Source organism: Novipirellula caenicola, from assembly GCF_039545035.1.
Classification (GTDB): Bacteria; Planctomycetota; Planctomycetia; order Pirellulales; family Pirellulaceae; genus Novipirellula; species Novipirellula caenicola.
On sequence record NZ_BAABRO010000005.1, the window covers coordinates 49,720 to 74,523 of the forward strand.

Annotated in this window: 15 protein-coding genes; 10 read left to right on the forward strand and 5 right to left on the reverse strand. The window is 54.9% G+C overall.

What is annotated here, in order from left to right; translation table 11 throughout:
• Positions 1-278: 278 nt before the first annotated feature.
• Complete coding sequence (locus ABEA92_RS12000; RefSeq protein WP_345684073.1) at positions 279-5,537, reverse strand: DNA repair ATPase; 5,259 nt, start codon at positions 5,535-5,537, stop codon at positions 279-281.
• Positions 5,538-5,556: 19 nt separating this feature from the next.
• Between ABEA92_RS12000 and ABEA92_RS12005 the strand changes: the two genes are divergently transcribed.
• Positions 5,557-5,802 carry a hypothetical protein gene (locus ABEA92_RS12005; RefSeq protein WP_345684074.1) on the forward strand — a complete coding sequence of 82 codons (246 nt, stop codon included), beginning with the start codon at positions 5,557-5,559 and terminating at the stop codon, positions 5,800-5,802.
• A gap of 53 nt (positions 5,803-5,855) precedes the next feature.
• Here the strand turns inward: ABEA92_RS12005 and ABEA92_RS12010 are convergent, their stop codons facing one another.
• Both ABEA92_RS12010 and ABEA92_RS12015 read right to left on the reverse strand, forming a co-directional pair.
• Complete coding sequence (locus ABEA92_RS12010; protein WP_345684432.1) at positions 5,856-7,946, reverse strand: SPFH domain-containing protein; 2,091 nt, start codon at positions 7,944-7,946, stop codon at positions 5,856-5,858.
• A gap of 44 nt (positions 7,947-7,990) precedes the next feature.
• The gene (locus ABEA92_RS12015; RefSeq protein WP_345684075.1) at positions 7,991-8,680 is read right to left on the reverse strand and encodes a DUF1449 domain-containing protein; all 690 of its coding nucleotides are present in this window, start codon (positions 8,678-8,680) and stop codon (positions 7,991-7,993) included.
• 410 nt (positions 8,681-9,090) lie between these two features.
• Between ABEA92_RS12015 and ABEA92_RS12020 the strand changes: the two genes are divergently transcribed.
• The 7 genes from ABEA92_RS12020 to ABEA92_RS12050 all read left to right on the forward strand — a co-directional run bounded on the left by ABEA92_RS12020 (position 9,091) and on the right by ABEA92_RS12050 (position 21,018).
• A complete protein-coding gene (locus ABEA92_RS12020) occupies positions 9,091-12,264 on the forward strand; it encodes a DUF6797 domain-containing protein (protein ID WP_345684076.1) in 3,174 nt (1,057 codons plus the stop codon).
• On the forward strand, positions 12,254-13,162 hold the full coding sequence (locus ABEA92_RS12025; protein WP_345684077.1) for an alkaline phosphatase family protein: 909 nt from the start codon (positions 12,254-12,256) through the stop codon (positions 13,160-13,162). Before ABEA92_RS12020 ends, ABEA92_RS12025 begins: the two co-directional genes overlap by 11 nt.
• Positions 13,163-13,320: 158 nt before the next feature.
• Complete coding sequence (locus tag ABEA92_RS12030) at positions 13,321-15,657, forward strand: redoxin domain-containing protein (RefSeq protein ID WP_345684078.1); 2,337 nt, start codon at positions 13,321-13,323, stop codon at positions 15,655-15,657.
• A 54-nt stretch (positions 15,658-15,711) separates the two neighbouring features.
• Positions 15,712-16,302 (forward strand): paraquat-inducible protein A, encoded by a 591-nt coding sequence (locus ABEA92_RS12035; RefSeq protein ID WP_345684079.1) that lies wholly within the window; start codon positions 15,712-15,714, stop codon positions 16,300-16,302.
• Positions 16,299-17,783 carry an MlaD family protein gene (locus tag ABEA92_RS12040; RefSeq protein ID WP_345684080.1) on the forward strand — a complete coding sequence of 495 codons (1,485 nt, stop codon included), beginning with the start codon at positions 16,299-16,301 and terminating at the stop codon, positions 17,781-17,783. The genes ABEA92_RS12035 and ABEA92_RS12040 overlap by 4 nt, the downstream gene beginning before the upstream one ends.
• A gap of 161 nt (positions 17,784-17,944) precedes the next feature.
• Positions 17,945-19,237, forward strand: coding sequence for a TlpA family protein disulfide reductase (locus ABEA92_RS12045; protein WP_345684081.1), 1,293 nt, complete (start codon positions 17,945-17,947; stop codon positions 19,235-19,237).
• 95 nt (positions 19,238-19,332) lie between these two features.
• Positions 19,333-21,018 carry a cation:proton antiporter domain-containing protein gene (locus tag ABEA92_RS12050; protein WP_345684082.1) on the forward strand — a complete coding sequence of 562 codons (1,686 nt, stop codon included), beginning with the start codon at positions 19,333-19,335 and terminating at the stop codon, positions 21,016-21,018.
• A gap of 15 nt (positions 21,019-21,033) precedes the next feature.
• Here the strand turns inward: ABEA92_RS12050 and ABEA92_RS12055 are convergent, their stop codons facing one another.
• Both ABEA92_RS12055 and ABEA92_RS12060 read right to left on the reverse strand, forming a co-directional pair.
• A complete protein-coding gene (locus ABEA92_RS12055) occupies positions 21,034-21,450 on the reverse strand; it encodes an LPXTG cell wall anchor domain-containing protein (RefSeq protein WP_345684083.1) in 417 nt (138 codons plus the stop codon).
• Positions 21,451-21,529: 79 nt separating this feature from the next.
• Positions 21,530-23,071, reverse strand: a complete 1,542-nt coding sequence (locus ABEA92_RS12060; protein ID WP_345684084.1) for a hypothetical protein — start codon at positions 23,069-23,071, stop codon at positions 21,530-21,532.
• Positions 23,072-23,529: 458 nt separating this feature from the next.
• Between ABEA92_RS12060 and ABEA92_RS12065 the strand changes: the two genes are divergently transcribed.
• A complete protein-coding gene (locus tag ABEA92_RS12065; RefSeq protein ID WP_345684085.1) occupies positions 23,530-23,799 on the forward strand; it encodes a hypothetical protein in 270 nt (89 codons plus the stop codon).
• Between the two features lie 171 nt (positions 23,800-23,970).
• Positions 23,971-24,789, forward strand: coding sequence for a TatD family hydrolase (locus tag ABEA92_RS12070; protein WP_345684086.1), 819 nt, complete (start codon positions 23,971-23,973; stop codon positions 24,787-24,789).
• Positions 24,790-24,804: the final 15 nt, after the last annotated feature.

Genomic DNA, 24,804 nt, shown 5'->3' on the forward strand with positions numbered 1-24,804 from the left:
CGCGATACCGATGGTAGTGCAAGTATACACAAAGTCCAAAAGACAAACCCGGGGCAACGTCGCCGATCTGCCCTGAGAGACTCGGCAAGAATTGCGAGCGGGAGCACGGTGCGGAGCGAAGCTTTTGACCGGATTGTTGATTTAATCCAAATGCAAATCGCAACAGTGAGCCGTGGGCCGTAAGGCACCGGGTAGCGTGTGGGAACCGGCCGCTGACGCGCGAGCGGCTCACTCAATCAACAAACCGTGGCCAGTTTTCGCTGTCCTGCAATCAGGTTCTATTGCGGCGGAGTGATATTCTGGTCGCCGGGATCGATCACTGATTCCATTCGCTGGTAGCTTTTCAGCATCGCGTCGAGCTGCGATTTCAACGCTTCTAAGTCACGGCCGTTTTCGAGCGACTCGGTCAAAATCGGACGCATCCATTCTTGCATCAAATGAAATTGGCCTTTGACAAGATCCGCTAACACACGTGGCACCTTGTGCTGGACCAAGACTTTCTGGTCCGGCGGCGATGCAGCCTGCTGTTCGCTGATTCGCTCGAGATTTTTGCTGGTGGCGTGAAGCGTTTCGGAAAGCTGAGACGCCGACGCGGTTACGCTTTGCCGCAACAGATCGACCCGAGCATCCATCCGTTCTTCGGATCCATCGCTGCCCACCGCGATCGCACGTGCGATCACTTGGCGGATCGATTCGAGCCCGTCTCGCATCGCCCCAAGCTGACGCATCAACTGGCCCGCTTGGTCTTCGCTATCCATTCCCTGCATCCGAACGCTTTCGACGAATGCATACTTGATTGCATCCCAGCGTTCTTTCTCTTCCGCCGTCAAGATCCCCATCAACTCTTTGAACTTCAACACATTCGCTTCGTTGTCGGTGGTCAACGTCTGCGCGTCCTGTTCGTAATTGCTGATAATCAGCGTCTGCAGTTCCTTTTCATTCATCACGCCCGCCACTCGCTCGGCGATGCGATTCATATTTCGGTAACTACCCTGCAATTTAAACGGAGGCTCGGTGCGATAGGAATCGGCCTGCGCGGCACTGCGAATGTAGGCGCGGTTGACCTTCAGCACCACATCGCGAACTCGCAACAATTTGCGCATCACCTCGAACATTTCGCGGACTTGATCCATCGACAAATTGCTTTCCAGCTCAATGCCTTCGAACGAATCTCGCTGGGCGGCGTGAATGATCGCACGCGAATCCTCTACCGGAACCGTGGAAAGCGGGGCCAACGCGCGATTGCTGGTTAGACAATTTTCCAGGTAGCTCATTTCGAACGCGTCCGCCGAATCGCCGATGATTTCGCCCAGGTTATAGACGTCGGCGCGATTGGAAAGCATGTCCGGAATCTGGAACCGCTCGCCGCTCTCGGTGTACGGGTTGCCCGCCATCACCACGGCCACGCGTCGACCACGCAGATCGTAGGTACGCGTTTTTCCATTGCGGACGCCTTCGATCTTGCGAGTCGCATCACACAGCGAGATGAACTTCTGCAAAAATTCGGGATGCGTATGCTGGATGTCGTCGAGATACAGCATGACATTGTCGCCCATTTCGAGCGCCAGATTGAGCCGTTCGACTTCTTCGCGAGCGGCGGCATTGGGAGCCTCGGCCGGATCCAACGACGTCACACCGTGGCCGATCGCCGGTCCATTGATCTTCATGAAAACGATGCCTAACCGGTTGGCAACGTATTCCATCAACGTCGTCTTGCCGTAGCCCGGAGGCGAAATCAGCAACAACAATCCCATCCGATCGGTTCGTTTGTCGGCGCCCGCCGAACCCATCTGTTTCGCTAGATTGTCGCCAATCAGTGGCAAGTAGACTTCGTCCAACAAACGGTTGCGTACGAAGCTGGTCAACACGCGTGGTTTGAACTCGTCCAACCGCATCTCGTCGCGTGCGGTGTCAACCAAACGCGTTTTCGTTTCATGCAATCGTTCAAACCGAGGAACCACGTCCTCGCGATATCCCCGCACCCGATCAAGCAACTCGTGATAGTGCAGCTTCAAAACTCCCTTTTCGATCCTGGGGTGAGCTCCCGCCATCGAATCGAGTTTTTCAGCGACGGTCGCCTCGGCAATCGACATCGAATCGCTACCGCCACATTGAATCAGCCACGCCAGTTCGTCTAAGTAGAACGACGATGGATCCAACTCATTTGGATTTTCATGCGACTGCAAAAATGCCTCGGCCCAGTTACGCGCAAGGATGAAACTAGCCACCGGATCGGATTGATTATTTTTGAGTGCCCCGTCAAGCAGTTTTTGACGCTCGGACGCAGGCAACGATTCTGCAAATGCATCATACAGATCGGCGGCCCGTTTGCTGACCGTGTTTTGACGCCCCTTGGCAACCAATTGGTCGAACAAATAGTCTGCGATCCGCTCTGCATTCACACTTGCTGCAAAGATCGGTGCCCAGCGTGAGTGGTCCGCTAACGCTAGTTCGCAAAGCCGCTGACGAAATTGGACTGCGGGTTTGGCGTTGGGGTAGGCCTTCGCAAGCTTGGCAAAGCCTCCGATCCATTCGGTCATCGCTTTGTTCAGCTCGGCATCCAACAGTTTGGTGAACCAAAGCATTGCGGCGGCTCGAACCGATGGCGAATGACGTAGCAGGCCGATCGATCGATTCATTTTCAACAGCGTTGTCAGAATCCGGATGGCGTCCCCGTCGTGTACGCCTTTGGCATAACCTTCGCTGAACCGGCCCGCCAATTGTGCTTGCATCCATTTCGCATCGATCGTGTTGGGATCGATCGCATTGGCGCCTGATGCCGTCAACGATTCAAACAAATCAACGGCCAGATACTCGCCGCGGTAAACCTCCGCATTTTCGCTGATCAGTTCTTGGTTCCAAAGATCCTTTGCTGCCGCGAGTGCTTCGTTGTGAAGCGGCTCAAAGAACTGAGTCCCGGTCAAATGCAAACAGATTTCGCCTCCACGCAGCACGGTGGTCAAATCCAATGGCTGCGTGTTGACGGCGAATCGGTGTTGCCCCAGCCGAATCACGTCGCCGCCATCTTCGTAAAGATCTTGGCGGTCTTTCAGTTGACGCGATGCATCTTCGCGAATGGTTTTTAGCCGGCTCTGCAGATCTTCCACTCGCACGGCATCGTCAAGTTCGCCCAACTGCACGATGATGTCGCGAACCTTTTCGACCATCAGATCGCCGGCGAAATAGGCGGCGATCTCGTCGCTCGATTCCATCGACCGGACTCGCGAATCGATCCCCTTTAGAATCCGCTCTGCAGCCGAGGACAATGACTCAGCGCGACGATTGCGTTTCTCGGTCAGCTGGACCTTTCGCGACTCGAACGCCGCGTAAACATCTTCGCGTCGCTGAGCCAATTGAACGATGAACTCATCAAACTCGGCAAAGCGTCCCTCCAATTCTTCCAACTGGACCATCACCTTGGTCAGATACTCGTCACATTTGGCAGCCGAATCGCTGACATCCAAATAGCCCGCCGTGGTCTGTTGCAACAACTTCAATTGGGACGCGAACTCGGCTTGCCCTTCGACGCTGACCAATTCGCTAACGCGTGCCTTCAGCGAACTACGGACTCGGTTCAGCGAAGCAAACACGTTGCCGATGGCATCAATAATCTCAGTCCGCTTGGTCGCGTCATCAATTCGCAAATTGCTTACCGTTTCGGTCAACAATTCCAATTGGCTAGCCGACTCGTCAATCGTTTCGCCAAGTTTTTTCGCTTCGGCAACCGTTTGCACTTCGCCTACGGCCTCGCCCGACGCAGTGACTTGGTGTTGATAGGGATCGAGGGCCCCGGGAGTCAGCAGAAAATCGACACAGCGGCGACTGAGCCGTTCGGCACGTTCGGCGGTCGTTTTTTCAAGCGATTCGACCAATTCAAGATCGACGTATCGCAGTTCTTTTAGCGCCAGTGCGTGCCCACGCTGCTGTCGCAATTTCGCAAGGGAATCGACAAAGTTTTCGATCGACTCGAATCGTCCACGCTCGATCTCTTTGATCAGCGACTCGACGTCCTGCTGCACTTGATTGGTTCGCGTCAACGTATCGCGGCGAACGCGAACGACCTTTTCAAACTCTTCGACCGCGGCCGCAGCGGCTTCACGAATTTTCAGCAGCGGTTCCGAAAGCTTTTCTGTTTCGGGTTTGTCGATCCAGAAATAGCTATCTAAAACATCTGACGCTTTTTTCACCAAGTCGACATACAACCCATCGTAGCTGTCGTCTTTATCGATCAACTGCAGCAGTTCGCTGCATTCAGCCATCCCTCGAACAATCTCTTTATTACCGATTTTGAACAGCAGTGAATCGGTTTGATTTTCGGGAACATGATCGGCGCTGGTGAACGGAGTTTGCCAGACCTGGATCGCATGATGCTTCTGCGGCTGATCGTGCGTTTTAAAACAAACCATCTCGCCGGCATCAAACAGCGTTTGTCCGTTGCAAACCAAGGGGGTATCGACCGATTGTCGAATCAGGTTGTAGCGAAGTTGGACATAGGTGCCGGAATCGTGGTTGTAGAACAGATACAAAAAATCTTCGCCATTGGCGGCCGCGATGGTGCGTTGATAACGCATGTCGCTAAGCCCATGATCAAACCGTTTGCACTGGCCGGTTTGCAAGTAGTAGCCGCCGGGAAAGATCAACCCTTGGTCGCCGGGCAGCATCACACAAGCATGTTCGATTTCGTCGAGCCGAACCGCTTGCTGGATTTTGCCGTTGAAGATGATGTAGCGAGTCTTGGCTTCCTGGTAGGGACGCACCTTCAACAGCACGAGATTGCCCACGATGGCGTAATGAATCTCGGCATCATCGAGTTTTTGGTCGTGATGATCGACCGGTTCGGCGTAGATGCCTTCCCCCGAATCGGTATTGTTTTCGACCTTGACGGTCAAATCACCGCCTACGGTTTCGATAAAAACACGATCTTCGATCGAGATGTGGGGGTGGGCACCGTAGTGGTGTTGGTCGCGAGTGGTTCGTTTCCAAGTGAATTCGTGTTGCTGCGGATCACGAACTTCGTGCTCGCTGCGGTTGTCGAGATATTCGATCGAATCGGGCGTCACTCGCCATTTGAAACTCTTGATGTCGCGATGGCTCTTGCCAACTCGAAACACCATATGCAGCATCGGACCCACGCGGAAAAACCGGGCGAATGCCGTCCCTTTGTAAAACCGATACAGCTCGTGAAAGTCGTTGGCGAAACGCTTGTCGCCAATCAGATCGAGCGATTCTTGGTGGAATTGATTCTCAGCAAAACGATAGACCGAAAAGACATCGGCCAGTTCGATTTCGGTTTTCAGCCCGAATTGAACGTTGTAACCAAACAGGAACTTGTCGCCGACCGAGATCAAGTCACGAGGCACACAGTTGTGCTCGGTAGTAACTCGCTCGGTGGTGATCAGCCGAGTTTCGATATTGCCGAAAACCGTCGCTCGTTCTTCGTTCAGCTTGGCCAGCCGCGCACGCAAATCCGACGATGCGTCGCGAAGCCGATTGCGAAGCACCTCGTACGTTCCGGCAGCAAGTTGAGTCTCGGTCATAGGTGAACGTCAAGAAGCCATGGAAGGGTTCGGGTTGATTGTGTTTGGCGTGTTGTTTGACATTGTGCAGCGGACTAGTTCAGCCCCAAAGGCGTCGTCGAGTCGGGTCCGCCCAGGACAACGCCCTGAGGTTGGCGGAACGCGAACAACATTGACCGCATCGCGGTTGATCGACATTGCCTCCGCCAGGGTGTTTTATATCGCGACGCGGCGTGGGGCGTCGCTTGGTACGTTTCGCACGTTTTACTCGCTGCAACAAGGCTAGCCGCTCGCCGCTAGCCAAAGCAGATGGCTGGTCCGGCCCGCCAACGCTTGGACTTATGCCTTGCCTTTCCTCGGCTTTGCATCGACGGGCAGGGCGGGAGTCAAGATTCGACTTGCCTTCTGGTCGGCGATGTTCGCGGTGCCCACGACGCCCAGCAAACTGGTCAACTGTGAGCGAACATCATCGGTCTTGGCCAATCCCATCATCTTTGCGATCAACGCTGCGATCGACAGGTCCTTGACCGAGTCAGCGTCCAAATTGAACTGTTTGATCAAATCGGACAACTGACCACGGAAGTAATCTGCGTTACCATCAAAGAACGTGTCCTTGATATCGGTTGCCACGCGGCTGTTGTAGACAAAACGGTCGATCGCCTTGCCGCCCTTGACGGCCGAAGTGATCTGCTCGAAGAACTCGCCATCGCCGCCGACGATGTCGATTCGTGCCGCTCGCAAGGCTTCGCCCATGACGCCAGCTTGGCTTTCGGCAATGCCACGCTGAGCATCGATTGCTGCGATCTCGACGTCCTTCTCTTTCTCGAGCTTCAGCTTGAACTCTTCGTGTTCCTTGCCGACGCTGTCGAGCTGCTTCATCGCTTCGGCTTTCTCGGTGATTCCGGTCGCCTCGCTGTGGTACTTCTCGCGAGCCACGTTCGCTTCGGCCAACCCCTGTTTCTCGATCGCTTGCGCTTTGGCTTCGATTCCCTTGGCTTCGGCGATCGCCTTCTTCTCGAGCACGATCGCTTCGGCACTGCCTTCCTTCTCGAGACTGGTCGCTTTGGCTTCTTGCACGGTCGCTTCGGCCAATCCCGAGGCCGCTGCGGTCGCGGCGTCGGCTTCGGCCAACATTTTCTTTGCCGCTGTGTCTTTCTCGGCAGCATCGCGACGAGCTTCGGCTTCGATACGGATCTTTTCCGCGATCAGCGTACTCGAATCCTTTTCGGCTTGCGCCTGTTTGGTGACGCGAATCAATTCTTCTTCGGCCTTCATCTCGGCCGCCGTCACTTGGACTTTCTTCAGCCGGTCGGCTGCTGCGATTTCTTCGGTGTCCTTGATTCGTTCTTTCTCTTCGACCACGGCCCGCTCGACCGCAACACGTTCGCGAATCACTTCTTGAATGTTTCGCTTTTCGATCTCGATCGCCTTCTCTTTTTCGACCTCGGCGACTCCGACCACTCGCAGTCGCTCGGTCATTTCCAAGTCGCGATCACGATTGACACGCTCCAGTTCGACCGCGTCGGTTTTCTCTTTGTTTCGCTGAGCGACCAAGATTTGACGTGCTTTGTTTTCTTCGGCAATGCCGAGTTCTTCTTCGGTCGCGATCCGAGCTCGCTCGGCTTCGAGTCGCTGTTCTTCACGTACTTTGGCCGCAGACGCTTGTTCACGCGAGGTGATTTCCGCGATCTCGCGTTTCTGCTTCTCGACCGCCTCGACACGTTGGCGTTCGAGTTCCAAGATGGTCTCTTCCGCTTCGACGTCCTGCTTCTTGAGCGTTTTTTCTTTGTCGCGAGTGAATTGGTTCTCTTTGACCTTTTCCGTCGAGGTCAATTCGGTGATCTTTTTGATTCCCTCGGCGTCAAGAATATTGTTCGGGCTGAGCATCTCGAGCGGCGTTTGCTCGAGGTAATCGATCGCCGCGTCGTCCAAGCGGTAACCATTCAAATCGGTACCGATGACTTTCAAAATCTCTTCTTTGAATTTGTCTCGCTGATCGTACAAGTCGACGAAATCGAATTGCTTACCGACCGTCTTGAGTGCTTCGCTGAACTTGGCATCGAACAATTCGCGAAGGGTTTCCAGTTCGCTACATCGCTTTGCACCGATCGACTGAGCCACCTCGCGCATTTCTTCGTCGGTCTTGTCGACTCGAATAAAGAACGCCACTTTGATGTCCGCTCGAATGTTGTCTTTACAGATCAGTCCCTCGCTGCCCTGACGATGGATTTCGAAACTTTTCAGTGTCAAATCCATGAACTCGTAGCGATGAAACATCGGCACGATGAACTTGCCGCCTGCGGTGGTCACGTCGAGTCCGCCAAGTCCGGATTTAACGATCGCGCGGTCTGGGCCAACGACGATGTAGTACTGTTTGAACGTCACCAACATTGCGATGAACGCGATCAAAACGAAGTACAGCAGCAACATTGGACCCGAGGTCCAATTGATTTCCGAGATCAGGTACAAGGAGGTCACGATGCGGTCTCCGATGGCAGATGAGTGACGATGTAGATGCGTTTGTGTTTTTCAAATCCGACGATACGAACTTCGGTCCCTTTGGGGATCCGGGCTCCATCGGTGCGGACATTCAGTAGTAGGGGAGCTGCGTTGGTGCGAAATTTTGCTTGACCAAACTCCGGTGTCGCTTCGCTGGTGGTGATTTCACAGGTGCCACCGACCATGCGACGTGCGTCGTACAAGGGGGGATCGACAAAGTAGCCTAGCATCGGCTGAGTGACCGACTTGGTAATTCCGGTCGCGATCACAAAATTGCGGATCGACAACAGCGTGCTGGGCAGCCAAGTCGGGGAATAACGGGCCGAATCAAAGCTGTGCCAAAGCCAATACGTGACTCCCCAGAACGCGACCGAGAAGATCCCGCCCCACAATACGATGGGAATCCGTCCAAAATTGGTCCAGCGAACTGCGGCTCCGCCGAGCCCCTGCAATAAGTCGGCGTCGACCGAAATCATTTCGCCGTCCGGTAGATCGACGCCCACGTCGGGAACGTCCAAATCAACCTCCGGAACGTCAAAACCGAGATCAACCAACCCCACAATCGCCAAGATCGTGTAGCCAACCAACAAACAAATCAGGATCGATGCCGGCCACAACGGGCCGACAAACATGCGGTTGGCGAGATCGATGATCGAGTCCGACACGGAGTCGAGCCTCCAAAATGGGATGGATAATGACGGTACAGCTTAGTTGCAGGGCCTCAACCAAGCAGAACCAGGGCGCAAGGCAGGCAATAATCCAGAGTATTTTAGGTCATAAATAAGCCGCAGGAGCGTGGGACAGGCCCTTCAGAGTGTCTTCGGCCCTCAATAGTCTGCAGACTTCGCTGCATGTCACCGGTAGTGGACGATGCAACGAGTCCTTTAGCAATCGGGACGTGCGGAACCTCGTGGCCTCGTCTACGAGGCAAAAATTGGCTTGCGGGACGGCTGACACGCTGGAAGCCAATCCCACATTGAAAATCGACTATGATGGACGCTCCCACCCACTTTCGGCCTAACCCGAACGCCTTCCTTCCAATCGCCGATGTCCCTGCTAGGCATCCGTCAACAACATGATCTCATCTCGCCTTGCTTATTGCCTGATTCTCGTTTGCGCTGTCTTTCATTCGCTGTCGCTGCAGGCGGAAATGCTTCGACGCGCCGCACCACTAGAACAGCAACTCAAAGAAACCGACCCGCACGATCTGGCCGAACAAGTCCGACTGCGAGGTGACGCGAGACGCGGCGCCTTGGTGTTCTTTAAATCGGCTGCGGGCTGCGTGAATTGCCACAGCAGCGGTGACCAAGCCTCGCCGCTGGGCCCGAATCTTGCCGAACTCGGCTCTGATTTGACTGATGAATACTTGATCGAGTCGCTGTTGTTTCCTTCACGACACATCCGCAAAGGATTTGAAACCGTTTCGTTGTTAACGGTGGACGGGCAAGTGTATGCCGGTTTGATCACCGACGAAGATGACCAACAGATCCGCATGCGATTGTCAAACGATCTGACTCGCGATTTTTCCGTGCCTCAGGAAGATGTCGAAGAACGCAATGTGAATTCAAAATCGTTGATGCCCGATGGTTTGATCGGATCGCTGAAAGACCAACGTGAATTCCTCGACCTCGCTCGCTACGTGATCGAAGTGGCTCGCCAAGGCAAAACACGAGCATCACAACTGCGTCCTTCGCCGGAACAACTGCGGGTCGTCGACGACTCGATCGACTTGGACCATGCCGGGATCATCAAAGGGTTGGGCAGCCGTGACTTCGCGGCCGGCGAGGCGATCTATCACGGCTACTGTTTCGATTGCCATGGCAGCGACGGCAATACCCCGTCGCTTTCGACAGCGCGAGCGTTTGGAACTCAAAAGCTAAAATTTGGTGCCGATCCCTACCAGATGTTTATGACGCTAACCAAAGGCAACGGATTGATGGCGTCGATGTCTCACTTGACGCCGAAAGAGCGTTACCAAGTCGTGCACTACATCCGCGAAGCGTTCATGAAGGGAAACAATCCTGATTACGTCAAAGTCACACCCGAACTGCTAAAATCGCTGCCCACCGGTACCAAGGATGGAACCGAGATCGAGAACGTACAGCGTGATTTTGGCCCGGCACTAGCATCCCAACTTCGCCGCGATTTCCCCAGCGTGCTGAACATCCGGTTGGGTGAAACGACGATCGCTTACAATTTGCATTCGATGGACCAAGCGGATTTGTGGAGCGGTGGTTTTCTCGATCTGAGCGAAACACAACACATCCGTCCTCGTGGCGAAGGCACGGCGAATCCCGATGGTGAATCGATCCGCGGACTTGCCGGTTGGCGATGGGGCCACGGTGGCACGCTCGACTATTCTCGCAAAGGCTTGCTGCCGCGTGGGCCCATGCCAGCGGAGTGGATGGACTACCACGGCCACTACCTTCACAACAACCGCGTGACTCTCAGCTATGCGATCGATGGTCGCGAAATCCTCGAGTCTCCGCGGGAACTGAAACATCGCGTCGGCAGCGAGGTGATCGTTCACGAGTTAAAGATTGGTCCCGGAGGTGAACTGATCCTTGCCGTTGCCAACAACGCGAAAAACGCAACCGCCATTGTCCGCGGCGACTCGCATGATTTGACGATCCAATCCGACGACCGCAACCGCTTGGTGCTGCGAATCCCGGCGGATACCAGACCACGAACGCTGCAAGTCTTTCGTAGCGAAGGGCTCGATCGCGCGTCGCTACACAAAATTGCGGATACGTTTACCCCGACGACAAATCTTGCATCACTTACCACAGGTGGCCCGCTGCTGTGGCCCGGTGAAATGGAAACAGTAGGTTACTTGGGGCTTGAAAAGGGGGGCTACGCGCTCGACACGCTCACGATTCCTGAATCGACACCTTGGAACACTTGGTTTCGCACCTCGGCCCTCGATTTCTTTCCCGACGGCCGAATGGCCTTGGCAACGCATGGCGGTGATATCTGGATTGTCTCGGGCATCGATGATGATTTGCTACAGCTGCGTTGGAAACGGTTCGCCGCAGGGCTGTACGAACCCTTCGGGGTAAAGATCGTCGACGGAAAGATCTACGTCACGTGCAAAGACCGGTTGACGAGATTGCACGACCAAGATGGCAATGGCGAGGCCGATTTCTATGAAAGCTTTTGTGCCGACATTGATGTGTCGACCAACTTTCATGCGTTCAATTTTGATTTACAAACCGACGACGAGGGCAACTTCTATTACGCCAAAAGCGGTCATGGCGCCGATTTTTCGCTACCAGGTGCGGTCTTCAAAATTTCGCCTGATGGCAAACATCGTGAGGTCTTTTCAACCGGCTTTCGCACGCCCAATGGGATGGGCAGCATGCCCGGTGGCCGGATCACCGCCAGCGATAACCAGGGGCAATGGACGCCGGCCTCGAAAATCAACTTGCTAAAACCAGACGGCTTCTATGGCTGGGTCCCCACCTATGCGATCCCCGGAAAATGGTCGCCCGATGGCGGCAAAATTGACATCACCAAAGTGGTGCCTCCCCAATCCTTTGACCCGCCCTTGGTTTGGATGCCGCAAGTATTCGACAATTCGTCAGGCGGGCAAATTTGGGTCGATGATCCACGGTTTGGTCCGCTCGCAGGCCATCTGCTGCATACCAGCTTTGGCAAAGGATGGATGTCGTATTTGATGATCCAAGATGTGGATGACGTCAGCCAAGCGGCAATTGTCAACTTGCCCTTTGACTTTTCGACCGGAATCATGCGAGGGCAAGTGAACCCCGCCGATGGCCAAGTCTATGCAACAGGACTGCAAGGCTGGAACGGTGGCGGACGTGTTGGATTGGAAGAAAAGGGGGTGCAGCGACTTCGCTACACCGGACGCCCCTATCCAATGGTGACCGATGCCTCAGTTCAGCCGGACGGATTGACTCTCCGTTTCAACTTTCAACTCGATCCCAAAGTCGCCACCGATGTCACTTCGTACGACGCCACGCAGTGGAACTATCACTGGAGCCGAAATTATGGATCGGATCAATTTTCTGTGAAAACTGACGAAGTTGGGGTCGACCAAGTTGCAATTCGATCCGCCACCGTCGACAACAGCGGCTCGGCGGTCAAGCTGCAGATCGATGACATGCAGCCCGCCGATCAATTGCATCTGATTTTGCATCTGCGTGATCGCAACGGGAATGCATTTGACGAAGAGATCTACTGGACCATCAACCGTGTACCCGAAGTGGAAATTAATCGTGCAAAGTAAATGGTTTGTCTGTCTGGCGTTTGTGTTAATGTCACCTGTGGTGGTCGTCGCCGCCGACACGCCCAAGGTTTTGTTCCTGGGAATCGATGGATGTCGTTTTGACGCGCTGCGAAAAGCGAATACGCCCAATCTCGATCGACTGATCGAACAAGGCATCTATGCGGACAACACACGCATCTTTCATCCTCGTTACACCACTGCGGACACCATTAGCGGCCCCGGTTGGAGCAGCATTTTGACAGGGGTCTGGGCGGACAAGCATGGGGTACTGGACAACCAATTCAAGGTATCGCACTACGACAAATTCCCCCACTTTTTTGCTCGCGTCAAAGAACAATCGCCCGAGCTAAAAACCGCTTCGTTAATCTGTTGGGCACCGATCGACCAATACATCGTCGCCAATGCGGACAAGCGATTCTCGTTCACCGAAAAGGACTACGGAAAACGCGACGATGCGGCAACCGACGAAGCGGTAAAACAACTCGCTGACGAGTCGCTCGATGTCATGTTTTTGTACTTGGGTGCCACCGATGAAGCGGGCCACGCTTCGGGATTTCATCCAGCAAACCCACAGTACGTGGAAACGATCCAAGCGGCGGACGCCAGGATTGGTCGCGTTCTCACCGCGATCCAGGCCCGTTCGTCTTTCGAGAACGAGGATTGGTTAGTCGTCGTCACCTCGGATCATGGGGGCAAAGGAACCAGCCATTCCAACGGCCACGAGGTCCCCGAAATCTACAACAGTTTCCTGATCGTCAGCGGCGATGCGGCACAGCGAGGCAAGTTCGATTCCGATACGTATATCGTCGATGCACCGGCAACGGCGCTGAAACACTTGGGGATCGATGCATCTGAGGACTGGCAACTCGACGGCAAACCGGTTGGATTGAAAAAATAGCCCAAAATTCGCCGGTTCAAGGGAAGGCACGCGACCGCTGAGAGCCGGTAGGGTGCTTTTGGAAAATAGGCAACCTCGGGTGTCCGTTCTCGCGTAACGATCGATTACAATGCGGACACTCGCGATTTCCTTCCCTTCCCCAAAAATCCTGCCTCACCATGAATCTGCGCTATTTTGCGGCAATTCCCCTGCTGTGTTGTCTGTGCATCACTTCTCAACTGTGGGCGTTGGAACCATCCGCTGGCGGCGACCACGACGAATCGTCTACCACCGCGGGGCATAGTTTTCACGGCGAAGCGTTCAACGAGGGGCCGCGTCAACAAGCCGTCTTGATTCCCGGAATCCCCAAGATCGACTTTCCGACGTCGACCAAATCCGAGCGTGCTCAGCAGTTCTTTGAGCAGGGCGTTGCGCAACTTCATGGATTCTGGTACCTCGAGGCCGAGCGTTCGTTTCGGCAAGCGGCCAAAGAGGATCCCGAGATGGCGATTGCTTACTGGGGCATGGCCATGGCCAACGTCAACAATCGCGAACGGGCACGCGGGTTGATCGACGAAGGCGTTGCCAAGAAGGACAAGGGAGCCGATCAACGCGAGAAACTTTATATCGATGCCCTCAATCGCTATCTGCCCAAATTTGGTGAGGACGCTCCGAAAGACGACAGCGACGCCAAGAAGAAACGAGCGGAAAAATTCATCGCCGATCTCGAAAAAATCCTGCATGCGTACCCCGATGACATCGAAGCCAAAGCGTTTCTAGTTCTGCAAATCTGGCTTAGCGACCGCGAAGGAGTCAAATTGACCAGTCGCTATGCGGTCAACGCACTTTTGAGTGAAATCTTTGCGGTCGATCCCATGCATCCCGCCCACCACTATCGCATCCACCTGTGGGATTCGGCGCAGCCCAAGTTGGCACTGGAATCGGCTGCGAATTGCGGTCCCTCGATGCCCGGGGTTGCCCACATGTGGCACATGCCGGGTCATATCTACTCGAAACTTCACCGCTATGCCGATGCAGCATGGCAACAGGAAGCGTCGGCGCGAGTTGACCACGCGCATATGACGCGGGCTCGTTTGATGCCCGACCAAATCCACAACTTTGCTCATAACAATGAATGGCTCACACGCAACCTGATTCACATCGGACGGGTTCGCGATGCGATTGACCAAGCCCAAAATCTGGTCTCGCTACCCCAGCACCCCAAATACAACACCCTCGATAAACGAGGCAGCTACAAATACGGTCGCGAACGCTTGCTACAAGTGCTGACGCAGTTCGCATTGTGGGACGAATTGATCAAAGAATCCGGCGGCTACTACTTGCCCCCGACCTCGGATGCGGCGCAACAAGAAGAATGGCTCGGTTGGTTGGCCGTTGCCCATTTCCGCACCGGTGACGCGGCTCGCGGTGCCAAAACCCTGCGGTCGCTCAATCGCCGCCGAATCGCGTTGGAAACAAAACTGCTGGATTTGGCTGACGCCGCGGCTGCCGCAAAGGAGGCCGAAACAAACAAATCCGAGCCACAACAATCGGAAGAGAAGTCCGAAGCGGACGCCGACGAATCGGAAACGCAAGAGACCCCCGATCAGATCAAGTCGCACCTAAAAACGCTCCGCACCATCATTGCTCGCGCTGCGGCGGCCGCCGCATCCCATCGCCGCGAGGAGGCAAAATTCAAAGAGCACGCCAAACACGCCAAGCTCGAACCGCTGATCGAAGCACGCTGGTTGGCCGATGCACGCGATTTGAAGGGGGCGTTGGAAATCGCCAAACGTGAATACAAAAAGCGGACCGGCGAGGTGCGGCCGCTGGCGATTCTGGTCGATCTGTTATGGCGAAACGAGCAGAAAGAGGAAGCGATCAAGCAATTCCAAGAACTGCGAAACGTGGCTGCAGACGCCGACATCGACACACCGCTGTTGTCGCGATTGAGCCACATCGCCAAAGCAGCCGGTGTCCAAGGCGATTGGCGAATCCCACGCGAACCGGCGGCGGATTTGGGCGATCGACCCCCGCTGGATGAACTAGGCCCATTCCGCTGGCAAACCTACGAGGCGCCGACGTGGGAAGCCAAACTGCCCGATGGATCGCTGACAAGCGCCGAAGAGTTCAGTGGACGGCCTCGCATCGTCATCTTCTATCTCGGCTTTGGCTGCCTGCACTGCATGGAACAGCTGCATGCGATGTCACCTCGAGTGAATGAGTTTCGCAAGGCAGGAATTGACATCGTCGCAATCAGCACCGAAGATCCCGAGACACTAAAGACTGGGATCGACGATTTCGACAAACCGATCGAGATCCCGTTGCTCGCCGACGCCCAGCATCACATTTTCAAGTCGTACCGCTGTTGGGACGATTTCGAGAACCAACCGCTACATGGCACCTTCCTGATCGATTCACGAGACCGGGTACGTTGGCAAGACATTGGTTACGAGCCATTCATGGACGTCGATTTCTTGCTCGAGGAATCTCAGCGGCTACTGAAATTGCCATAGTCGCCTGCGGGGCAAAACCTCCATTTCCTAACCCTCTGAACGTCAAGGCGACGGATGCAGTATCGAGCTTGTCATTGTTGCGGATTGATCCATCAATTGCCTCCGCTGCAATCAGGCGACCGTGCAAAATGCACGCGTTGCAGTTCGATCCTCGCCGACAGCTCGCCTTCGCATCGCAGCGCCAGCCGAACGGCAGCCGCCTCGGTTGCCGCGTTTATCCTGTTTTGGCCTGCGGTGCTGCTACCGATCCTCGAGATTGAACGATTGGGCCAACGCAACGAACAGAGCATCCTGAGCGGCATTCTGGATTTATTCCATCACGGCAACTACTTTGTCGGCGGCGTGGTGCTGCTGTTTTCGATTCTTTTTCCACTGGCCAAAATCGTGTTGTTGGTGGAACTTAGTTGGCTCGAGGTGCTGCAGCGGCGACACAAAGCATTCACCTTGCGATTGATGAAACACGTTGGCAAGTGGAGCATGATGGATGTGATGTTGTTGGCGTTTCTCGTGATGATGGTGAAGCTTGGCAATCTCGTCCACTTTCAATTTGGCCCGGCGGTGATCGCGTTTACGTTGTGCGTCGCAATGAGCATGATCGCGTCGTTGTCGTTTGACCCCCACTCGATTTGGGAAGAAACGGGATGAGTGACCGCGACAACCATGTTTCCGATTTTCCAGTCGCGGAAATCGCCAAATCGAAGCCGAATTGGCTGCGGCGTCATTCGCCGATGTGGCTCGTGACCCTGCTGTGCTTGGTGATCGCGATCGGCTTGACCTGGTACTCGTCGGATACTGCCGGAGTCCAAATTGTCGTGCATTTTGATGATGGCCACGGTTTGAAACCGGGGGACGCCATTCGTCATCGTGGGATCCAAATCGGAGTGGTTGAAAACGTCTCGCTTCGCCAAGATCTTAAAGGGATCGATGTCACGGCGGTTTTGGATCAAGCATCGTCGATGGTCGCGTGCGAAGGCTCTCGATTTTGGATTGTCCGGCCCGAAGTGGCAATCACGGGCGTAAGCGGACTGGAAACCGCCGTGGGGGCAAAATACATCGCGGTCATCCCCGGTCATCCCGCGGAAAAGCAATTTGAATTTACGGGGTTACACTCGAGACCACCGGATGATTTGGGACGGGGCGGAATCGAGTTGGTTTTGCGTGGCGACGATCGCTGGGGGATTCATCTGGGATCGCCACTCACATGGCGAGGAATCGACGTGGGCCAGGTTTTGTCGAGCAGTCTTTCGGCAGATGCGATGCATGTGGACATTCGCGTACGAGTGGACCAGCGGCACGTTCGATTGCTTTCTCGCAATTCAAAGTTCTGGGTAACCAGCGGTGTGCAGATGGGACTCGACGTGACTGGATTCGAGTTTTCGGCCGAATCATTGACGACCATCGCACGAGGCGGTGTCGCCTTTATCACCCCCGGCCCCATCGCGTCAGCCGACGACGTCCGCCCCGGCGATGTCTTTACGCTGCACCGGAGACGTGACGACACGTGGCTCGAATCGGCTGTACCGCTGAATCTACTTGCGCATTCACCGCCTCCGGTCGGAGAGGTCGTTGCGACGTGGAGACAGAGCTATTTCGGGATCACTCGGACATATTCCGAGCACGCCGCCGGTTTGGCGATACCAATCGATGGGCAAACCGCTGGCATCCTTGTCCCGACGGATTTAATCGCCGCCAAAGAAAACGCAATCGAAGATTCGTTTCAGCTGACATACCAAGCGGGCAAGTCGCCTGTGACGCTACCGACGCCAACATTGCCGCAATCCGCAGCGGGGGTTTGGGTGGTGTCGATCGCTGCAAACGAATTACCACCGAAACAGACGGTTTCCGAGGACCGCATGCGGATTCCGCGGACTCCCGAAGATTGCTTTGCCGTCAGCCGGCGATCCGGCAATGGCGAGTCGGCACTGACAATCGAGATGATAGGGGCTGAACAACTCACCTTCGACGAGAACCAATGGAATTGCAGTGACGCAAGGTTCAGCCGCGAGGTTTGGCATGGAGCGGCGATCCTGGCCAGCCGAGACGAAAAACTGATTGGGGTCCTCTTGGTCGACGAAAATGGGGTGCGAATTTCACCGCTTCGCGATTTCGCCGATGACCCGAAATGACCGCGCAAATCGGTCAAAAATGCGCTCCTGCAGCGTTCGATAGCGTCATTCCCTCGCTGTGAGGGTGTATAAATAACATCCGCAAATACCCCGCAACCGTTGCGGGTGAAGTGATCGGGGGCAACTTCGATTCCCGTACCTTTTATCACAGAAGAATTACCATGGCACTGTGGTCACCCAACAAAATGCATCCCGTTCTGGATAACGCATCTTGGCGCAACTCGCTGGCGTTCCGGACGACGTGTCGATTCATGCTCGTCGCTTCGCTGCTTGCGATTCCTATCACCAGCACGTCGTGTTACGCCGACGATAAAACCGATGCCGCCGGTGAAACGAGCAAAACCGAAAACGTAGCCGAGGACGAGGCCGAGAAAGAGACCGAAGACGAAACCAAACCGATCGAAGTCCCTGATGGATCCGCCGAAGAGTTGTTTGCATTCATCGAGAAAGTCAAAAGCGAACGTGGTCGCACACTGGAAACCGTGATGCGATCGATGCAAGGCGTGTTTGATACCACCGAGAAAATTCGCGAGATCGAAGACCTCTCGCTCGAAGATGAACTCAAAGCGATCAACGAAGCATTGGCGGCGCAGCAAATGTTATCGCGATTTTCACCTCCGGCGCGTGAACAATTCAATAATTACATCGAAGAACTCGCCAACGATCCACGCGAACAGATTCAGCGAATCGCTGCTGCGGAACAACTCAAGCAAGAAATCCAATCGGTCCGCACTGCATCGGACGAAAAGAAGCGTGAACTCGTTGACAAGGTGTTGGCGATCATCGACGAAGGTGGGATCGACCAAACCAACTACCGCATGGCGTCGCAACTCGCCTATGCTCTTGGTTACGGCGAGAACACCGAATTGGCAGCATCGTTCTACGACGATCTTGCCTCGCGTTTAAACGACGCCGAGGACGACAAGTTGCGTGAAGCAGCACCACGGGCCGCGGGCGCTGCGCGTCGTTTGCGATTGCCCGGCAATTTCTTTGAACTCAGTGGCACCACGGCCGACGGCGAAACGTTCGATTGGAGTGCCTATCGCGGCAAAGTGGTGCTCGTCGACTACTGGGCCAGTTGGTGTGGACCTTGTCGCGCCGAAGTCCCCAACATGAAAAAGAATCTCGAGAAATATGGCGATGCCGGCTTCGCGATTGTCGGAATCAACATGGACAGCACTCAAGAGGCCTTCGAGTCGTATGTCGAAAAGGAAGAGATTCCGTGGGTCAATCTGGTCAACTTTGAACCCGAAAGCAAAGGATGGCAACATCCGATGGCGGTTCATTACGGCGTCTCGGGAATCCCTACCGCAATTCTTGTCAACGGCGAAGGCAAGGTGATCTCGCTGAGTGCTCGGGGGCAACGCCTTGACAAACTGTTGGCTGACACACTCGGAGAACCCGAAACCGAAACGGATCCAGAAGGCGAATCAAGCGACGACGCGGCCGAATAGCGCGTCAACGGAATCGCAGCAAGATTGCCCTCAAGCCGGAACGGACTGTTGATTCCCGCTGGGGTTGCACCAGCGAGATTGGATCGGGTTAGTTCATGGGTGATTTCCATTTGCACATCACGAGCACGCTAGGACTGTTGCTGGGCGTCAGTCTGGCCGCCGGCGTGTTCGCCGATGTGTTTCATCTGCCCAAAGTCACCGCCTACCTGCTTGTCGGCCTGTTGGTTGGCCCCAGCGTTTTGGATTGGATCCCCGAAATCCATGTCGACGGACTCGAACCGGTGCTCGAGTTTGCGATGGCGATCGTGCTGTTTAACCTGGGCTGCGAATTTACGTTTTCCAAGGTGCGGCGAATCGCAGCTCATTGCTTGCCGTTATCCGCAGCGGAAATCCTATTGACCTGCGGATTGGTCACGCTCGGGCTGAAATTGTTTGGCTACGGCAGCAGTACCGCAATCTTGCTGGGATGCTTGGCTGTCGCCACAGCACCAGCGACAACCATTTTGGTTTTGAAAGAATTTCGCTCGGAGGGTCCCGTCACCGAAAGCACGGGGTTCCTAGTTGCGGTCAATAATTTCGCTTGCATCGTTTTGTTCGAATTTGCCTTTCTGTTGATCCATCTGTTCCAAGGCAAATTGGACATCAGCATGACCAGCGAACTGCAGTGGCTGTTTTCGAATCTGGGGACCGCGTTTGTCCTGGGCATCGCGGGCGGCTTGATTATCAGCTACGGATGTGGATTGCTAAAGTTCAGCCGATGGTTGGTGTTGCTGATGGCGACAACGACTTTTCTATTGGGTGCTTGCGAATCACTGCACCTGCCTTACATGGTGACGTTCCTGGTGATGGGAGTCACGGTCGCCAACACATCGGACATGAAGAACAAGATCGTCGGCGAATTGGACCATTTGTCCGGTTTATTGGCGGTGGTATTCTTTGCCGTGCATGGAACGCACTTGGACGCCAACGCGTTCATCGCCGCCGGCGGGATCGGAGCACTCTACATCGTTCTTCGCATGGCCGGGAAATGGTTAGGCGTTTACGGTGCTGCGCGCTTGACGCGTCAACCGCTCGAAGTGCGTCATTGGCTGGGAACGTGTTTGTTTGCCCAAGCCGGTGCCGCGATTGCATTATCGACGATCGCCGCAAACCGTGATCCCGAATTGGGTAAACCGATTCAAGACATCATCCTCGGCTCGGTGGTGGTGTTCGAAATCATCGGGCCGCTGTTCATTCGCAAGTCGTTGTTGCGAACCGGCGAGGTCCCGTTGGCTCAAGCGATCAGCCACACCAACCGCACGCCGCTCGAGCAAGTTCGCGCGGTCGTCGACCGTTTTCGCGCCGCGATTCACCAAGACGCCACCGAACGCACCGTCGCCAACCGGGTCAAAGTCGCCGACCTGTTACGAAAAACCAACGGCATTGTGCAATCCGCGAGCTTTGACGAAGTCATCTCGCATATCGAACACAGCCACGACAACACCTATCCGGTGGTCGATGAGCGAAAACGCGTGGTCGGCGTCATCCGCTATCCGCTGCTCAGCAACGTGATGTTTGACGAAAACGCCACGACGCTGATTCGGGCCGAAGATTTGGCGAGCGAGACCGATTCGTTTCTCTACCCCGACGAACCTGCGCAGCGAGCTTTCGAACTGTTCGAAGCCGAAACCGACGATTGTATCCCGGTTGTCGCTCGAGCCGAACCGCACGAATTAGCCGGTGTGGTTCGACGTAGCGACATCATGCACGCGTTGATCACCCAGCATCGCAAAACAAAATAGCCAAACCGTCTTCGTTTACGACGAAAACATACGCCGACGAACCATCGCGATCGTGGCCAATTGGTCGGGTTTCAGTGTCATGGTCTGCTTGGCCGTTGCCAACGCCGAATCGAAATGATGATCGGCCAAAAACAACATCGCAGGCTGCTGCAACGACGCTTCATCGGCAATCGCTTGTAATAACTTACAGCCTTTGCCATTGATTCGGTGGGCATGACAAAGATCGCCAAACAGCGACGCCGACGAATGAGCGTTATTGAGGATACGACGCCGGATCAAGTAAGCGGCCAGCGACGAACCCACCACGATCGCAGCGGCGATCAAGATCCACTGCGACGAATCGCCTGTGGCGGCAGCCGCTTCTTTGTAATCCAGATTGACGTCACTCATCCGGGTTTCTGCGAACAACAGGTAGGACGTTAAATTGACCATGTCCGAAAATCAATATGCAGTGTGAAAGGATGCGGGTGTTAGCAGATGTTCAATAACGACGAGCGAATCGCGGTTGGATTTAGAAAGTTTTCATGGCTTCTCGATATCGGATCGCCTTGATTGCAGCATCACTGACAGGACACGGCGGCAATGCGGACATCTCTTTAAGCAGCGACATGGTGCTGTTGCTTTCGGCTCGTGACATCACTTGGCATGCAAGCACACGAGCTTCCTGGTGATCTTCACGCGAGATTCGCTCGAACGAATCGCTTAGCAGATCGACGGCAGCTAACGCGTCAGCTGCGGCGATCGCATCGAGCCGTTTGTTGAGGACAGGATGCCGGAGTCCGTCGCGAATCCGAGCGATCGCTTCGGTGTCGATCGTCATCACCACTCGACCGAGGGCGCGACGATGTTTCTCGGGCATGTCTGACAATCGGTTCAGCATGGCGTCCGCATGCAGCGGGTTGAGGATACGACGAACCGAACGCACCAGCGAAGCGTCTGAATGATCGAGCAATTGAATCAAATGATGAAGCAGCAAGGCGACGGGATCCGCGGCAATTGCTTCCTGATTGCCCTTTGCGATCAACAGCGCCGCTTGATGCCAGATTTCGAAATCGGGCACAGGGCATTTCATCATCCCCGCGACGGCGGCGGGAATGCAGCCGTGACCGTCACGATGGATGGCTGCGACGATCGTCCGCAGATTGACCAACGGATCGCCACCGGATTGACTGTATACGTGAATCGCCGCAGCACGATGATTCGCACTGATCGCGTCCATCAGCGAGTCGTCATCCGCGCAACACTTGGGCATCCCGAGATCGTGCAGATTCTTGAGCACCGTGGCCGAGGGTTCTTCGCCAATCGCACGCAATAGCGAATCACGGAACACATCGTCCGTGCGGCTCGCCAAGATTTCGAGCAGAAACGATGGCACACTGCGGCGACAAATGAACCCCGCCAACAACTCGACCATGCCTGCACGCTGGGTGGTCAACAATCGGTTGCCGATCATTTTGCAAAATTCGGAGCTGGATGCTGTAAATTGCCGTAATTCAGCATCGGCCCAAGTGGAATTCACCAAAAAGGCATCGATCAGTCGCTCGTTTTTATGTCGATGAATTCGGCGGACCGACTCGGCAAGCGCCGCGACCACGGGAGTGCGAATTGACGGCTTGTCTCGATTGGCCCGTGCTTCGTGCCCAAGTTCATGTGCCAGCTGCAAAATCGCCTCGGTTGCCGCATCACGCATCTCTTCACTGGAATGCGACTCGGCAATCGGAATCAAATCCACCAACAACGGGTACAATCCGATCATCACCGAAGCGTTGATCGCATGAGCGAGGCTGTCATCTTGCAGTTGCAGCGATTTTTGAACCGCTGGCGTAATCCAACTCTTTCGCTTGCGAAGTTGACCAAACAAATCCGAGGGAAAAATGTCCCATCGCGATAGCACCGCTTCGGCGCAATGCGGCTCAACACGCTGCAACAACGATTCGACCGCATAGGATCGCACCGATTCGCTGGTGTCCTCGAGCGCGATCAAGAGCAAATCGACCGCAGCTGCATTGCGGGATTCTGCGAGCGTTGCGAACGTGAGGGAGGGACCTTGCATTCTTCAAATGACAATGTTGAGGGTCTCGATATCAATCCGACGTGCCAAGAAGGACATTCACCATCATGTCGTCAGGTAACCGTAGCTTGATGCAGACCACAAAATTGGCTGACCCGCAGAAAATGTGTCGCTCAGCCAACGTGAATCGACACTGCAAACCGCACAAACCACACAACCGAGCCAATTGGCACCTATTTGTGGGGTGAGACAACCCGCGCATGCGACGCTTTGGGGCCGCGTTATGTCGGTTTCGATTCTCGCGGCGTATGCTCTATAATCATGCTGAGTCACGGAGCCCCGCGTCGGGGAAGCATTTGCCACGAGAGATTTCGTCACGCCACTTTTTCCGCCGCAGAGCGGCGTGCGGCACGTGAGCATCGATTCGGGCGGCACCTGGCTCGATCAAAAACCACCCGCTTGGGTATCGACAACGAACCTACCACCTTTTTGTTAATCCAATGAATCAACGTCCCGCAAACATTGTCCTCGAGGAATCCTTTTTGGATGTCCGAGCGAAGATTCTCGAGATTGCCGCGGTTCTCGATCGCGTCGATCGGTCGCTGCAAGACGGCACGCCATTGGACGAAGACATCAGCATTCGGCGTGATAAGATTCACGATGCGATCCGGTTGCTGTTGAGCGAAGAGCCCGATCGCGCTGAACGAGTCCAATTGCTGTTTTCGCGTAAATATTCTCCCGCTTGGCGGTCTGAATTAAAAGTCGACTAATGGGCTGATCCATTTCGTATCATCGATCGCTGCCCTGTCGAAGTTCACTTTCAATCGTCTGCCCGGCGATCTAACAACGCATCAGTCACCTCCGCCCGCTAACGCGAGCGAGACTGACTCCTATCACATCCTGTCTGCCTCTTTCCATTTTTGATCTCGAGCTAATTTGCCATGGACTACATCGACCCCCACATTCATATGGTGTCTCGGACCACCGACGACTACGCGACGCTGGCGCGGATGGGATGCGTGGCGATGAGCGAGCCAGCCTTCTGGGCGGGCTACGACCGAGGCAGCGTGGACGGGTTCCGCGATTACTTTCGCCAACTGACCGAAACCGAACCGAAACGCGCCGCCGCCTATGGAATCCAACATTTCACTTGGCTCTGCATCAACGCCAAAGAAGCCGAGAACGTTTCGCTCTCGCGCGATGTGATCGCGATGATCCCTGAATTCCTCGACGCCCCAAACGTGTTGGGGATCGGCGAGATCGGGCTAAACAAAAACACTCGCAATGAATCGATCGTTTTCCTAGAACATCTCGAATTGGCGATCAAACACAATCAATCGATCTTGATTCACACACCCCATTTGGAAGATAAGTTCCAAGGGACCCGGATGATCCTTGATATGTTGTCGGACGACCAACGGCTCGATCGCACTCGCGTTCTCGTTGACCATGTCGAAGAACATACGATTGCCGAAGTGCTTGACCGAGGTTTCTGGGCTGGCATGACGCTGTACCCCGTCACCAAATGCACCCCCGAACGCGCTGCGGACATGATTGAAATGACCGGAGGCGAACGTTTGCTGGTGAATTCGGCGGGGGATTGGGGGCCGAGTAAACCGACCGCCGTTCCCGATTTGATTTTCGAATTACGTCGTCGCGGTCACCGCGAATCGTTGATCAAAAAAGTAGTTTACGACAACCCGATTGAGTTCTTTTCGAAAAGTTCTAACTTTAAATTCAAACCACGCGACGCCTCGTAGACATTGAAGTCTGCT

What these genes read in the sequence shown, in the direction of transcription:
- ABEA92_RS12000 (WP_345684073.1), bottom strand. Translation starts at nt 5,537, where the DNA reads ATGACCGAGACTCAACTTGCTGCCGGAACGTACGAGGTGCTTCGCAAT.
- ABEA92_RS12040 (WP_345684080.1), top strand. Translation starts at nt 16,299, where the DNA reads ATGAGTGACCGCGACAACCATGTTTCCGATTTTCCAGTCGCGGAAATC.
- ABEA92_RS12005 (WP_345684074.1), top strand. Translation starts at nt 5,557, where the DNA reads ATGGAAGGGTTCGGGTTGATTGTGTTTGGCGTGTTGTTTGACATTGTG.
- ABEA92_RS12035 (WP_345684079.1), top strand. Translation starts at nt 15,712, where the DNA reads ATGCAGTATCGAGCTTGTCATTGTTGCGGATTGATCCATCAATTGCCT.
- ABEA92_RS12060 (WP_345684084.1), bottom strand. Translation starts at nt 23,071, where the DNA reads ATGCAAGGTCCCTCCCTCACGTTCGCAACGCTCGCAGAATCCCGCAAT.
- ABEA92_RS12045 (WP_345684081.1), top strand. Translation starts at nt 17,945, where the DNA reads ATGGCACTGTGGTCACCCAACAAAATGCATCCCGTTCTGGATAACGCA.
- ABEA92_RS12050 (WP_345684082.1), top strand. Translation starts at nt 19,333, where the DNA reads ATGGGTGATTTCCATTTGCACATCACGAGCACGCTAGGACTGTTGCTG.
- ABEA92_RS12030 (WP_345684078.1), top strand. Translation starts at nt 13,321, where the DNA reads ATGAATCTGCGCTATTTTGCGGCAATTCCCCTGCTGTGTTGTCTGTGC.
- ABEA92_RS12020 (WP_345684076.1), top strand. Translation starts at nt 9,091, where the DNA reads ATGATCTCATCTCGCCTTGCTTATTGCCTGATTCTCGTTTGCGCTGTC.
- ABEA92_RS12010 (WP_345684432.1), bottom strand. Translation starts at nt 7,946, where the DNA reads ATGTTGCTGCTGTACTTCGTTTTGATCGCGTTCATCGCAATGTTGGTG.
- ABEA92_RS12065 (WP_345684085.1), top strand. Translation starts at nt 23,530, where the DNA reads ATGAATCAACGTCCCGCAAACATTGTCCTCGAGGAATCCTTTTTGGAT.
- ABEA92_RS12055 (WP_345684083.1), bottom strand. Translation starts at nt 21,450, where the DNA reads ATGGTCAATTTAACGTCCTACCTGTTGTTCGCAGAAACCCGGATGAGT.
- ABEA92_RS12070 (WP_345684086.1), top strand. Translation starts at nt 23,971, where the DNA reads ATGGACTACATCGACCCCCACATTCATATGGTGTCTCGGACCACCGAC.